General features: G+C 69.0%; 13 protein-coding genes. 4 read left to right on the forward strand and 9 right to left on the reverse strand.

All coding sequences use genetic code 11. The annotated features are described in order from the left end of the window. Window positions 1-8: 8 nt before the first annotated feature. Window positions 9-1316, reverse strand: a complete 1308-nt coding sequence (locus ASF45_RS19705; protein WP_056666510.1) for a sugar ABC transporter substrate-binding protein — start codon at window positions 1314-1316, stop codon at window positions 9-11. Between the two features lie 136 nt (window positions 1317-1452). Further along, window positions 1453-2304: a Sir2 family NAD-dependent protein deacetylase gene (locus tag ASF45_RS19710; RefSeq protein WP_056666512.1), complete on the reverse strand. Its 852-nt coding sequence runs from the start codon at window positions 2302-2304 to the stop codon at window positions 1453-1455. Between the two features lie 76 nt (window positions 2305-2380). Here ASF45_RS19710 and ASF45_RS19715 point away from each other — a divergent pair, with 76 nt between their 5' ends. After that, window positions 2381-2629 (forward strand): hypothetical protein, encoded by a 249-nt coding sequence (locus ASF45_RS19715; protein WP_156473101.1) that lies wholly within the window; start codon window positions 2381-2383, stop codon window positions 2627-2629. On the opposite strand, the gene ASF45_RS19720 is transcribed toward ASF45_RS19715, so the two are convergent. From ASF45_RS19720 to ASF45_RS19750, 7 genes are all read right to left on the reverse strand, one after another. Next, the gene (locus tag ASF45_RS19720; RefSeq protein WP_056666519.1) at window positions 2630-3721 is read right to left on the reverse strand and encodes an XdhC family protein; all 1092 of its coding nucleotides are present in this window, start codon (window positions 3719-3721) and stop codon (window positions 2630-2632) included. A gap of 3 nt (window positions 3722-3724) precedes the next feature. Beyond that, the gene (locus ASF45_RS19725; RefSeq protein ID WP_056666522.1) at window positions 3725-4258 is read right to left on the reverse strand and encodes a CoxG family protein; all 534 of its coding nucleotides are present in this window, start codon (window positions 4256-4258) and stop codon (window positions 3725-3727) included. Between the two features lie 22 nt (window positions 4259-4280). Further along, window positions 4281-5465: a VWA domain-containing protein gene (locus ASF45_RS19730; RefSeq protein WP_056666525.1), complete on the reverse strand. Its 1185-nt coding sequence runs from the start codon at window positions 5463-5465 to the stop codon at window positions 4281-4283. Continuing rightward, window positions 5466-6365: a MoxR family ATPase gene (locus tag ASF45_RS19735; protein ID WP_056666528.1), complete on the reverse strand. Its 900-nt coding sequence runs from the start codon at window positions 6363-6365 to the stop codon at window positions 5466-5468. Window positions 6366-6444: 79 nt separating this feature from the next. Then, window positions 6445-7236: a xanthine dehydrogenase family protein subunit M gene (locus ASF45_RS19740; RefSeq protein ID WP_056666531.1), complete on the reverse strand. Its 792-nt coding sequence runs from the start codon at window positions 7234-7236 to the stop codon at window positions 6445-6447. A gap of 16 nt (window positions 7237-7252) precedes the next feature. Then, window positions 7253-9625, reverse strand: a complete 2373-nt coding sequence (locus ASF45_RS19745; protein WP_056666534.1) for a xanthine dehydrogenase family protein molybdopterin-binding subunit — start codon at window positions 9623-9625, stop codon at window positions 7253-7255. 13 nt (window positions 9626-9638) lie between these two features. Further along, window positions 9639-10112, reverse strand: a complete 474-nt coding sequence (locus ASF45_RS19750) for a (2Fe-2S)-binding protein (protein WP_056666537.1) — start codon at window positions 10110-10112, stop codon at window positions 9639-9641. A 115-nt stretch (window positions 10113-10227) separates the two neighbouring features. Here ASF45_RS19750 and ASF45_RS19755 point away from each other — a divergent pair, with 115 nt between their 5' ends. The 3 genes from ASF45_RS19755 to ASF45_RS19765 all read left to right on the forward strand — a co-directional run bounded on the left by ASF45_RS19755 (window position 10228) and on the right by ASF45_RS19765 (window position 13363). Next, window positions 10228-11349: a helix-turn-helix domain-containing protein gene (locus ASF45_RS19755; protein ID WP_235580976.1), complete on the forward strand. Its 1122-nt coding sequence runs from the start codon at window positions 10228-10230 to the stop codon at window positions 11347-11349. Between the two features lie 174 nt (window positions 11350-11523). Next, on the forward strand, window positions 11524-12354 hold the full coding sequence (locus ASF45_RS19760; RefSeq protein ID WP_056666540.1) for a phosphogluconate dehydrogenase C-terminal domain-containing protein: 831 nt from the start codon (window positions 11524-11526) through the stop codon (window positions 12352-12354). A gap of 37 nt (window positions 12355-12391) precedes the next feature. After that, window positions 12392-13363 (forward strand): TRAP transporter substrate-binding protein, encoded by a 972-nt coding sequence (locus ASF45_RS19765; RefSeq protein WP_056666543.1) that lies wholly within the window; start codon window positions 12392-12394, stop codon window positions 13361-13363. Window positions 13364-13366 lie beyond the last annotated feature (3 nt).

A 13366-nucleotide genomic window follows, 5' to 3' on the forward strand; every position in this document is an offset into this window, starting at 1 on the left:
ATGGCTCTTTACTTGTAGTAGCCCGCCTTCTTCATCTCGCGCTCGGCCAGGGTCTGCGAGGTCTTGAGCGCCTGCTCCACCGTGGAACGGCCGGCCAGGGCCGCGCTCATCTGCTGGCCCACGCCCACGCCGATGGCCTGGAACTCGGGGATGGCCGCGTACTGCACGCCGACATAGGGCGACTTGGCCAGGGTGCTGTCGTTCGGGTTGGCCGAGTCGATGGCCTTCTTCTCGGCCGCGGCGAACACCGCGACCTTCTGGAACGCGGGGTTGGCATAGGTGCTCTGGCGTGTGCCGGTGGGCACGGCGTGCCAGCCGTGGGTCTTGGCGACCAGGTTCACGTAGTCCTTGGAGGTGGCCCAGCGGATGAACTTCTGCGCCGCCTCGTTCTTCGTGGAGCTGGACGGGATCGCCAGGTTCCAGGACCACAGCCAGTTCGCGCCCTTGGGCGTGACGGCCGTGGGCGCCTGCGCGAAGGCCACCTTGTCGGCCACCTTGGACTGCTTGGGGTCGCTGATGAAGGACGCGGCGATGGTCGCGTCCACCCACTGCGCGCACTTGCCTTCGTTGAACAGCGCCAGGTTCTCGTTGAAGCTGTTGGCCGAGGCGCCGGGCGGGCCATACTGCTTCATGAGGTCCACGTAAAACGTGATCGCGTCCTTCCAGGGCTTGGATTCGAGTTGCGGCTTCCAGGCCATGTCGAACCACTGGCCGCCCCAGGTGTTGACCATGGTGGTGACCAGGGCCATGTTGTCGCCCCAGCCCGGCTTGCCGCGCAGGCACATGCCGTAGACGCCGGCCTTGGGGTCGTGCACCTTGGCCGCGAAGGCCTTGACCTGCGCCCAGGTCGGCCGCTCGCCGAGCTGCACGCCGGCCTTGTCGGCCAGGTCCTTGCGGTACATCAGCATGGAGCTTTCGGCGTAGAACGGCGCGGCGTACAGTTTGCCCTCGTAGGACAGGCCTTCGCGGATGGCGGGCAGCAGGTCGTCCACGTCGTAGGCGGCGTCGGTGGCGATGGGCTTCAACCAACCCTTCTTGGACCAGATCGGCGCCTCGTACAGGCCGATGGTCATCACGTCGAACTGCCCCCCCTTGGTGGCGATGTCGGTCGTCACGCGCTGGCGCAGCACCCCCTCCTCGAGCGTCACCCACTTGAGCTTGATGCCGGGGTTGGCCTTCTCGAACTCGGGTGTCAGCTTCTGCATCTCGATCATGTGGCCGTTGTTCACGGTGGCGATGACGAGCTCCTGGGCCTGGGCGGCCAGGCCGATGCTGGCCAGTGCGGCAACGAGGGCGGTGCGAACGAAACGCTGCATGGTGTCTCCTGTCATGGAATCGGTGTGCCGCGATTCTGGAGACTCTGCCTTGCGTGTGTTGTACCTGTTCAGTCCACCATTGATACTTTTATGCGCAATGGACCCCGGATATTCCCTTGGGTCGCAGGACTGAGCATCAGCCTGGCGGAAGCGCCAGGCGTTCGGCCATGCCGCTCAGGGCCTGCAGCGCGGCAGCGGGCACGGCCACGTCGTGCGGGCCCCGCACTTCGGCCTCGCGTGGATTGATGCGCACCAGTTGCGCCCCAAAACCGCGTTGCAATCCCTGCACGAAGTGGCGCACCGAGGGCACGGCCGTGCCAGCGCCGATCTCGACCACGGCCAGCCGCGCACGCAGGCGGCGCAGGCCCGCGAGCCAGTCCTGCAGCTGCGCCGCCTGCGTCTGTTCCCGCTGCGCATTCCAATCGCCGTCGCCGAACATCAGGATGTTGGGCCGCGCGAGCGCACCGCAGTGCGGGCAGCGCGGCGGCGCGTTCAGGAGCCGGCAGTGCGCGGCATCGACCTCGGGCACGAACGCATCGGCCGGCCAGACGGCGCCGCGGCAATCGTCGATGCACTGCAGATGGTGGATCGATCCATGGCACTCCAGCAGCGCGGCGGGTGCTGCGCCGGCCTGCTGGAAATGGCCATCGACATTGCTCGTGAACACCGCCCAGCCCGCGCGCATGCGCCGGCCCCAGGTGTCCAGCAACGCGAAACCCGCGTGCGGCTGCGTGGCGCGGTACAGCGCGAGCCGGTGCCCGTAGAAGCCCCAGGCCAGGGCCGGGTCGCGCCGGAAACTGGCAGGCGAGGCGGCCGTGTAGAAGTCGATGCCGGCGCGGCCGAGCGCCGGATAGGCGCGCCAGAAACCCTCGGGGCCGCGGAAGTCCGGCAGGCCCGAATCCACCCCCATGCCGGCACCGGCAGCCACGACCAACGCGTCGGCCTGCGCGATGCAGGCGGCGGCATGGTCGAGTGGGGAATCCGGCATGCGCCCGACTCTACAGAAGGCTTATCTGCGCCGGGGGCGTTACACCACTGTCATGCCGGCTGCCTACACTGGCCCCATGCAAAAAGGCATCGTCATCGCGGTCGCTGCAACAGCGGGCCGCCTGGTCCTGGAAATCGAAGGCGGCCGCTGCGCCATCCTGCAATTCATCAAGGGAACCCGCGTGCGCGCCGGCGACGTGCTTTCCGGCAAGTTCTTCAACGTGGGCGGTGCACGCCTGCAGCACCTGGACGGCCAGGCCGTGGTCTGCGCCATGCTGGGTTTCCGCTCGCGCGCCACCGCGCTGCGGATGCTGGGCCAGGGCTGATCAGCGCGGCACGGCGCACAGGGCGGCGTCGCTGCCCAGGGCCTGCTGCTCGTCTTCGTTGGCCGCAATGCCGCGCGCGTTCTTGGCGTGCGTCACGGCCATGTCGCGCGGCAGCTGCACGCCGTTCTTCACGGCCAGGATCTCGGCCATCACGCTGACGGCGATCTCGGCCGGCGTCTTGCTGCCGATGTAGATGCCGATCGGGCCGCGCAGCCGCGCCAGCGAGTCGTCGGTCTGCTCGAAGTGCTCCACCATGCGCTGGTGGCGCGCCTCGTTGTTGCGGCGCGAGCCGATGGCGCCCACGTAGAAGGCCTCGGTCTCCAGCGCCTCCAGCAGCGCCAGGTCGTCGAGCTTGGGGTCGTGCGTGAGCGCGACCACGCAGCTGCGCCGGTCGGGCCGGAAGGCGCGCACCACGTCGTCGGGCATGTCGCGCAGCAGCGTGGCCCCGGCCACCGACCAGGCGCCGCGGTACTCCTCGCGCGGGTCGCAGACGGTCACGGCGAAGCCCGAGAACAACGCCATGGTGGCCAGGTACTCCGTCAGCTGGCCGGCACCGATCAGCAGCATGCGGTACTCGGGGCCGAAGGTGTTGACGAGCCGGTCCGTGTCCACATCGAGCTCGGCCGGTGCATCGGCTTGTGCGAGTTGCACCGCGCCGTCGGCCAGGCGCACCTGGCGGCGCATCAGGCGCCCGGCCTCCAGCGCGGCCACGAGTTCTGCGAGGCTGGTGGGGTCGGGATCGTGCTCCAGCAGCAGTTCCAGCGTGCCGCCACAGGGCAGGCCGAAGCGGTGCGCCTCGTCGGCCGTGACGCCGTACTTGACGAAGGCCGGCGGGCCCGACGGCAGCGTCTTGGCCACCTCGGACGCGGCGCCCGCGGCATAGGCCTGTGTGTAACGGTAGATCAGGTCGTCCTCGATGCAGCCGCCCGAGACCGAGCCGAGCACGGCGCCGTCTTCGCTGAGCGCCATGATGGAGCCGACCGGCCGCGGGGACGAACCCCAGGTGCGCACGACGGTGGCCAGCAGCGCGCGCTTGCCGGCCCGGCGCCAGTCGCGCAGGCCGCGCAACACCATCACATCGAGGTTTTCCATGGATCAGGCGTCCTTGTCCTTGTCCTTGCCTTTGCCGGTCAGCTTGGCCAGCCAGCCGGCCTTCTCTTCTTCCGGCGGCTCCTGCGCCACGCCATGGCGCTTGCGCATCTCGTTGTCGAAGCGCTTGAAGAAGTCTTCCGACAGCGACTTGGCTGCGCCATCGATGAGCCGCTGGCCCAATTGGGCGACCTTGCCGCCGACCTGGGCCTGCACCGCGTACTGGAGTTCGCAGCCCTCGTCGTTGGGCACCAGGTTGACCTTGGCCGAACCCTTGCCGAAGCCTGCGACCCCACCCTGCCCTTCGAAGGCGATGGTGTAGCTCGCGGGCGCCACGATGTCGGAGAGCAGGATCTTGCCGCCGAACTTGGCCGAAACCGGGCCGATCTTGAGCGCCATGCCGATGGCGTACTGGTTCTCGCCCGTGGCCTCGACCTTGTCGCAGCCCGGGATGCAGAGCTTGAGCACCTCGGGGTCGTTCAACGCGTCCCAGGCCTGCTGCTGGGTCACGGCGAGTTGGCGGCTGCCTTGCATTTCCATGGGGGATCCTTGTGGTTGTCGTTCAATGTTTCATCAGCTGCGCGAGGCTGCGCGCCAGGTCCTGCAGACGCTCCAGATTGTGGACGGCAAGCATGGCGTGTGCCTGGCGGTGCAGTTGCGCGGCCCCACGCGCAATGGGGGCGTAGCCACCGAAGCGCAGCAGCGGGTTCAGCCAGAGCAGGCGGCGGCAGCGTCGGCGCAGCCAGGCCAGGTGCTCGGCCAGCACGGCCGGCTCGCCGGTGTCCAGTCCGTCGCTGACCAGCAGCACCAGCGTACGGCGGCCGACCAGGCGGCGCGCGTACACCTCGCGCAGCGTCTGCAGGCTGCTGCCGAGCTGGGTGCCGCCAGCGAAGTCGGCGATGCGCCGGCCCGCATCGGCCAGCATGTCGTCGGTGTCGGCATGGCGGAAGGTGGGCGTGAGGTCGGTCAGGCGGGTGCCGAAGGCGAACACGTCACGCCGCGGCAGCCCGCGCGTGGCCGCGTGCAGGAAGGCCAGCAGCAGCCGCGCATAGCGCTCCATGGAACCGGACACGTCGACCAGCACGAGCAGCGGCAGCGGCTGGCTGCGACGCGCCAGCTTCGGCAGGCGGATCAGTTCGCCGCCCGTGCGTGCGGCCTCGCGCCGCACGCCGGCCCAGTGCAGCCGGCCACCGCGCGTGCCCGGCCGCAGGCGGCGCGACGGCACCTCGGGCACGGGCAGCGCGATGTCGCGCGCGAGCCGCTCGACAAGACGGTACTCGCTGGCCGACAAGGTGTTGAAGTCGGCCTGCTTCAAACGCTGCAGGTCGCTCGCGGTCATGGCCGCGTCGAAGTCGATCCTGTCGTCCTCCTTTTTGGGTGGCACGGCCTGCGCAAACGCGCGCTGCGGCGCCAGGGCCTCGTTCACGCGCGGGCGGCGTTTGCTCGGCTCGGCCCGGCCCTCGCTCGTGGGCAGCATCTGCGCAAGCAGCTTGTTGGCGACGTCGGGGTTGCGGAAGTACGCGTCGAACAGCTCGCGGAACACGCCGCGGTCCTGCTCGCGGCTGAGCATCACGGCCTCCAGCGCATGGGCCAGTTCGTCGCGGCGGCCGATGTCGACGAGCTGGGCGGCCTCTTGCGCCAGCGCGATGCGCGCCGGGTCGATGCGCATGCCGGCGCGGCGCAGTGTGCGGCCAAAGCCGCCGATGTTGTCGGCGAGCTTGCCGCGGCGCGCGTCGCCCAGCAGCACTCAGGCCTCCGCGGGCTTGAGCAGTGCGGTGGCCATGTCCTGCGTCAGGGCCGCCACGTCTTCGCGCTGCTTGAACAGGATGCCGGCAGTATCTGCCACGACTTCCGGGTCGATGGCCAGCGTGTCCAGCGCCACCAGGGCCTTGGCCCATTCCACGCTCTCGGCGATGCCCGGCGCGCGCTGGAAGGCGTCGGCGAAGGGTGCGCTGCGCAGCCGGCCCACCACCTCGGCCACCTGGGCCGACAACGCTTCGCTGGCCTGCGGCACCTGCGCCCGCACGATGGCCAGTTCGCGTTCGCGTTCGGGGTAGTCGAGCCAGTGGTACAGGCAGCGGCGCTTGACGGCATCGTTGAGTTCACGCGTACGGTTGCTCGTGAGGATGGTCACGGGGTTCACGAGCGCGCGGATGGTGCCGATCTCGGGTACGCTGACCTGGTACTCGCCCAGGTACTCGAGCAGGAAGGCCTCGAAGGGCTCGTCGGCGCGGTCGACCTCGTCGACCAGCAGAACGGCGCCGGGGCTGGGCGTCTGCAGCGCCTGCAGCAGCGGGCGGCGGATCAGGTAGCGCGGCTGGTAGACCTCGCGTTCCAGGGTGACCGAGTCTTCATGGCTCTCGGCCGCGCGCATGTGCAACAGCTGGGCGGCGTAGTTCCATTCGTAGAGCGCCTCGCGCTGCTCCAGGCCGTCGTAGCACTGCAGGCGCAGCAGCTCGCGCTGCAAGGCCTTGGACAAGGCTTTGGCCAGCTCGGTCTTGCCCACGCCGGGCTCGCCCTCCAGCAGCAGCGGGCGCTCCAGCTTCAAGGCCAGGAACACGGCCGTGGCAAGGCGGCGGTCGGCGAAGTAGCCGGCCTCGGCCAGCGCCGCCGACAGGGCATCGATCGAAGGAAAAGGGCAACTCAAGGCACGACCTCATGCAGATGGCATGCAAGGAAAAAGGCCCCGCGAGAACGGGGCCTGGCGCACGCGGTGGAACCCTGAATTATCCCAGGGCCTTGGCCACGGCCCGCTGCGTCTGCACGCTGACCAGGTTGGCGCGGTAGGCGGCGGAGGCGTGGATGTCGGCGTTGAGGTCGGTCGCGTCGATCTTCACAGCGGCCGCGGCTTCGGGCGTGAAGCTCTTGCTCAGCGCGGCCTCCAGTTCGGCGTGGCGGAACACGCATGTGGACGCTCCCGTCACGGCCACGCGCACACCGCTGTCGAACTGGGCGACGAACACGCCGACCAGCGCGAAGCGCGAGGCCGCCTGCTTGAACTTGAGGTAGGCCGCGCGCTTCGGGATCGGGAAGCGGATCGCGGTGATGAGCTCACCCTCCTCCAGTGCGGTCGAGAACATGCCGGTGAAGAAATCATCGGCTGCGATCTCGCGCTGCGTGGTGATGACCGTGGCACCCAGGGCCAGCACGGCGCTGGGGTAGCAGGCCGAGGGATCGTTGTTGGCCACCGAGCCGCCCAGCGTGCCCATGGCACGCACCTGGCGGTCGCCGATGTGCGAGGCCAGGTCGGCCAGCGCAGGGATCGCGGCCTGCACCTCGGCGCTGTCGGCAACGGCCAGGTGCCGCGTCATGGCGCCGATGACAACGCTGTCGCCCTCCCGCTTGATGCCGGCCAGGTCGGCGATGCCGCCCAGGTCGACCAGTTGGCCGGGGTCGGCCAGGCGCAGCTTCATGGAAGCCAGCAGGGTCTGGCCGCCGGCCAGAGGGCGGGCGCCTGCGGCTGCGAGCTTGGCGGCATCGGCAGCGCTGGCAGGTCGTTCGATCGTGAATGCGTACATGGTGTTCTCCCTGCTTTCAGGCCTTGGCGGATTGGATGGCTTCCCAGACGCGGGCCGGCGAGGCCGGCATGTCGAAGTCCTTCACGCCCAGCGGCGCCAGCGCATCCAGCACGGCATTGATGACGGCCGGCGGCGAGCCGATCGCCCCTGCCTCGCCGCAGCCCTTGGTGCCGAGCGGGTTGTGCGTGCACGGCGTGCAGACGGTGTCGAGCTTGAACTGCGGGAAGTCGTCGGCGCGCGGCATCGCGTAGTCCATGAACGAGCCGGTCAGCAACTGGCCGGTGCTCTCGTCGTAGACGCAGTTCTCCATCAGCGCCTGGCCGATGCCTTGCACGAGCCCGCCATGCACCTGGCCCTCCACGATCATGGGGTTGATGATGGTGCCGAAGTCGTCCACCGCGCTGAAGCGGTCCACGCGCACCACGCCCGTTGCAGGGTCGACCTCGACCTCGCAGATGTAGGTGCCGGCCGGGAAGGTGAAGTTGGTCGGGTCGTAGAAGGCCGTCTCGTTGAGGCCCGGCTCCAGCTTGTCCAGCGGGTAGTTGTGCGGCACGTAGGCCGTCAGCGCCACCTGGCCGAACGGGATTTTCTTGTCGGTGCCCTTGACCGTGAACTCGCCATTGGCGAACTCGATGTCGGCGTCCGACGCCTCCATCAGGTGCGCGGCGATCTTCTTGGCCTTGGTCTCGATCTTGTCCAGTGCCTTCATGATGGCCGCGCCGCCGACCGAGATCGAGCGCGAGCCATAGGTGCCCATGCCGAAGGGCACACGACCGGTGTCGCCGTGCACCACGTCCACGTTCTCGACCGGGATGCCCAGGCGCGCCGCCACCACCTGCGCAAAGGTGGTCTCGTGGCCCTGGCCATGGCTGTGCGAGCCCGTGAACACGGTGACGCTGCCGGTCGGGTGCACGCGCACCTCGCCGCACTCGAACAGGCCGGCGCGCGCGCCCAGCGCGCCTGCGATGTTGGACGGCGCGATGCCGCAGGCCTCGATGTAGCTGCTGTAGCCGATGCCGCGCTTGAGCCCCCTGGCCTCGCTGGCCGCGCGGCGGGCCGCGAAGCCGGCCACGTCGGCCAGGCCCTCGGCCTTGGTCATGCAGCCCAGGTAGTCGCCCACGTCGTACTGCAGCGCCACCGGCGTCTGGTAAGGCCACTGGGTGATGAAGTTGCGCTTGCGGATCTCGTCCTGGCCCAGGCCCATGTCCCAGCCGCAGCGGCTGACCAGGCGCTCCAGCAGGTAGGTGGCCTCGGGACGGCCGGCCCCGCGGTAGGCGTCGACCGGCGCGGTGTTGGTGAACCAGGCGTCCACCTCCACGTAGATCTGTGGGCAGGTGTACTGGCCCGCCAGCAGCGTGGCGTACAGGATGGTCGGCACGGCCGTCGAGAAGGTCGACAGGTAGGCGCCCAGATTGGCGTCGGTGTGCACGCGCATGGCCAGGAACTTGCCGTCCTTGTCCATCGCCATCTCGGCGTGGCTCACGTGGTCGCGGCCGTGGGCGTCGGACAGGAAGGCCTCGCTGCGCTCGCAGTTCCACTTGATGTTGCGGTTGAGCTGTTTGGCGGCCCAGGTCAGGCAGACGTCTTCGGCGTAGAGGTAGATCTTCGAGCCGAAACCGCCGCCCACGTCGGGCGCGATCACGCGCACCTTGTGCTCGGGCAGGCCCAGCACGAAAGCCGTCATGAGCAGCCGCTCGACGTGCGGGTTCTGGTTGGACACGTAGAGCAGGTACTCGTCGCTGGCACGGTTGTAGCTGCCGATGGCGGCGCGCGGCTCCATGGCGTTGGGCACCAGGCGGTTGTTGGTCAGGTCCAGCTTGGTGACGTGGGCAGCGTTGGCGAAGGCTGCGTCGACCTGGCCCTTGTCGCCAATCGCCCACTTGTAGCAGTGGTTGTCGGGCGCGGCCTCGTGCAGGGCCGTGGCCTTGGCGGCGTCGCTGACCTTGGTGACGGCGGGCAGCACGTCGTAGCTCACCTCCACGGCCTCGGCCGCGTTCTTGGCCTGCTCCAGCGTCTCGGCCACGACCATGGCCACGTGGTCGCCCACGTAGCGCACCTTGCCCTGGGCCAGGATGGGGTGCGGCGGCTCCTTCATGGGCTGGCCGTCGGTGGAGGTGATGAGCCAGCCGCAGGGCAGCCCGCCCATCTTGCCTTCGACGTCCTTGCCGGTGAAGACGCGGACCACGCCGGGCATTGCGGCGGCCTTGGACGTGTCGATGGCGGTGATGGCGGCGTGCGCATGCGGCGAGCGCACGAACACGGCGTGGGCCTGGTTGGCCAGGTGGATGTCGTCGGTGTAGTTGCCGGCACCGGTCAGGAAGCGGTAGTCCTCCTTGCGCTGGAGGGCCTCGCCGATGTGCGGCAGCTTGGCGAAGTCGGGGGCGCCCATGGTGTTCCCCTGCTCAGGCCGTGGCCGCCATGTTGGTCTTGCCCAGCACCACCGCCTTGACGATGTTCTGGTAGCCGGTGCAGCGGCAGATGTTGCCTTCCAGCAGCTCGCGGATCTCGGTCTCGTCGGCCTTGGGATGGTGAGTGCACAGGTCGACCGCGCTCATCACCATGCCGGTGGTGCAGAAGCCGCACTGCAGGCCGTGGCACTCCTTGAAGGCCGCCTGCATCGGGTGCAGCGTGCCGTCTTCCTTGGCCAGGCCTTCGATGGTGGTGATCTCGGCGCCGGCGACCTGGGCGGCCAGCACGTTGCACGACTTCACGGCGCGGCCGTTCAGGATCACGGTGCAGGCGCCGCATTGGGCGGTGTCGCAGCCCACGTGGGTGCCGGTCAGGTGAAGGTGTTCGCGGATCGTCTGGACCAGCAGGGTGTTGGGCGGCACGTCCACCGCGACCTGCTTGCCGTTGACCGTCAGTTGTACCTGCATAGGATGTTTCTCCATCTGTGGGGTGTGGGGTCCGCACGCATTGTTCGGAGGCACCACGGTACATCACCTAGGCGAAACCCTTGGACCTGCGAGCCCCCTGAAACATATTCTCAAAATGAAACAGCCGCACAATGCGCGCGCCGCCACGAAGACCATGTTGCAGCCCTCACCGCCTCCCCTGCCCGACCGCACCGAGCCGATCCGGCGCGCGCGCGAACAGGTGCTGCGCGAGCGCGTGCCGGCGCTCCAGGGGCTGGTCGCGCCGTGGATCGAGCGCTCGTGGCAGCGTTGCCTGGCCGCAGGCCACCGGCCCGAGCAGCCCTTGGGTTTCGACGCGGTGTCGGCGGCGCAGGCGCGTGCCGCGGCCGAAGGCAACCGCCGGCTCGCTGCGGCGGCGCGGCCGGTGCTCGAGCGCGTGGCGCAGGCACTGGCGCACACGCGCTACTTCGCGGTGCTGACCAACGCCGATGGCGTGGTGGTCGACGCCCATGGCGCGATCGACCGCAGCGACCGGCGCGCGCTGCTGATCACGCGCATCGGCACCGACCTGTCGGAGCGGCGCGTGGGCACCACGGCCATCGGTGCCGCGCTGTTCGAGCAGCAGCCGGTCTGGTTGCACCGGGCCGAGCACTTCTTCGCCGACACAGGCGCCTACAGCTGCGCCGGCGCGCCGCTGCGCGGGGCGGACGGGCAGCTGGCCGGCATGCTCGATCTGACCGGCATCGACGTGGCCGAACGCCCCGAGCTGCAGCACCTGGCGGCGCAGGCCGCGCGCAGCATCGACAACGCCCTGGTGCTGGCCGTGCCGCATGCCTTGGCCCTGCGCCTGAGCTGGCCGGGCGCGCTGCCGGGCGGCGACAGCGACGGGCTGCTCGGCCTGGATGGGGACGGCCTGGTGGTGGCCGCCAACCCGGCGGCGCGCGCCATGCTGGCGCTGGCGCCACAGGGCCCTGCCGTCCACGCCGATGCGCTGTTCGCCATGCCGCACGCGCACCTCGTTGATGCCGCGCTGCAAGGCCGGCCGTTCGATGTGCCGCTGTGGTCCGGCTTGCGCATCTGGGCGCAGGCCGATGCGGCCCAGCGGGGTGAGGCCATCGCAGGGCCGCTGCCGCTCAAGACCATCGAAGACGCGCTGATCCGCCAGGCGGTGGATTCGGCGCGCGGCAATGTGGCGTTGGCCGCGCGCCGGCTGGGCATCAGCCGCGCCACGGTGTACCGCAAGCTCGGCCAGCGCTGAGCCGGCGCCCCGCGCGCTCCACCGCTTCACGCCCCTGGGACTTACCCTTGGTCCGCTGTGGATTTGGTCTAGTCGTCATACCATTACTCCACTACACATGGCCATCCGATCGACTGGATGGTCCGGAAGGTGCGCAAGCCGCGCTGATCCGCGCTTTTCACAACAGGAGACACGATGACAACGACGATTGCCCTGCTCGGTGCGGGCGGAAAGATGGGCGTGCGCTTGGCGAAGAACCTGCAGGGTTCGCGCTTCGCGGTGCGCCATGTGGAAGTGGGCGAAGTCGGCCGCAAGCGGCTGCTGGACGAGGCCGGCATCGCCTGCGTGGACCAGGCCACCGCGCTGGACGGCGCGCAGGTCGTCATCCTCGCGGTGCCCGACACGCTGATCGGCAAGATCGCCCACGCCATCGCGCCGCAGCTGGCGCCCGGCACCATGGTGATGCTGCTCGATGCGGCGGCCCCGTTCGCTGGCCACCTGCCCGAGCGGGCCGACCTGGTGTACTTCGTCGCCCACCCCTGCCACCCGCCGATCTTCAGTGCGGACCTGCGCAAGGATGGGCTGCCCGACTTCTTCGGTGGCGGCCACGCGCCGCAATCGGTCGTCAGTGCGCTGATGCAGGGCGCGCCGGCCGACTTCGACCTCGGCGAGGAGATCGCCAAGACCATCTACGCGCCCATCCTGCGCTCCTACCGCGTGACGGTGGAGCAGATGGCGCTGCTGGAACCCGGCCTGTCGGAAACCGTCTGCGCCACGCTGCTGGACGTGATGCGCGAGGCCATGGACGAGGTCGTCAGCCGCGGGGTGCCGGCCGATGCCGCGCGCGACTTCCTGCTCGGCCACATGACCATCCTCTCGGCGGTGATCTTCCAGGAGATCCCTGGGCAGTTCTCCGACGCCTGTAACAAGGCCATCACCTTCGGCAAGCCACGGCTGATGCGCGAGGACTGGAAGGGCGTGTTCGAACGCGAGGAGATCGCCGAGAGCATCCGGCGCATCACCTGACGCCCGGCTTTCACGATCACAACCGAGGAGACACCCCATGCCCTACACCACCCGCACCGGCATCGCTGCCGCCCTGGCCCTGCTGGCCATCGGCGCCCAGGCCCAGACCGTGCTCAAGATCGGCTACACGCCGGCCAAGGACTCGCACTACTGGGTCGGCGCCACGGCCTTCTGCGCCGAGGTCGAGAAGAACACCCAGAACCGCTTCAAGTGCCAGCAGTTCCCGAGCTCCGCGCTGGGTGGGGAGCGCGAGCAGATCGAGGCCGTGCAGCTGGGCACGCAGGACGCGGTGATCACGTCCACCGGCCCGGTCGGCAACTTCGTGCCGGAGGTCAAGATCGTCGACATCCCGTTCCTGTTCCGCGACTACGACCACGCGCGCAAGGTGTTCGACGGCCCCATCGGCCAGGACCTGCTGACCAAGTTCCCGCCCAAGGGCCTGGTCGCGCTGGTGTGGACCGAGAACGGCTTCCGCCACATCACCAACAGCCGCCGGCCCATCGTCAAGCCCGACGACACCAAGGGCCTGAAGGTGCGCACGATGGAAAACAAGGTGCACATGGACGGCTACCGCACCTTCGGCATGCTGCCCACGCCGATGGCCTTCCCCGAGGTCTTCACGGCGCTGCAGCAAGGCACGGTGGACGGGCAGGAGAACCCGATCCCCGTGATCACCAGCTCCAAGTTCTCGCAGGTGCAAAAGCACCTGTCGCTGACCGGGCATGTCTACTCGCCCGCCCTGCTGCTGCTGTCCAACACGGTCTGGAGCAAGCTGTCGGAGGCGGACAAGCGCGTCTTCCTCGATGCTGCCAGGACCAGTGCCGCAGCGCAGCGCAAGAAGGTCGACGAGGACGATGCCAACGGCGTGGCCTTGCTGGAAAGCCAAGGCATGCAGGTGGTGCGCACCGTCGACAAGGCCGCGTTCCAGGAGGCGCTCAAGCCCGCCTACGCGGCTTACGCCAAGGAGTTCGGCGCGGACAACATCAAGAAGATCCAGGACGTGAAGTAAGCG

The organism is Pseudorhodoferax sp. Leaf265 (assembly GCF_001422365.1).
GTDB lineage: Bacteria > Pseudomonadota > Gammaproteobacteria > Burkholderiales > Burkholderiaceae_C > Pseudorhodoferax.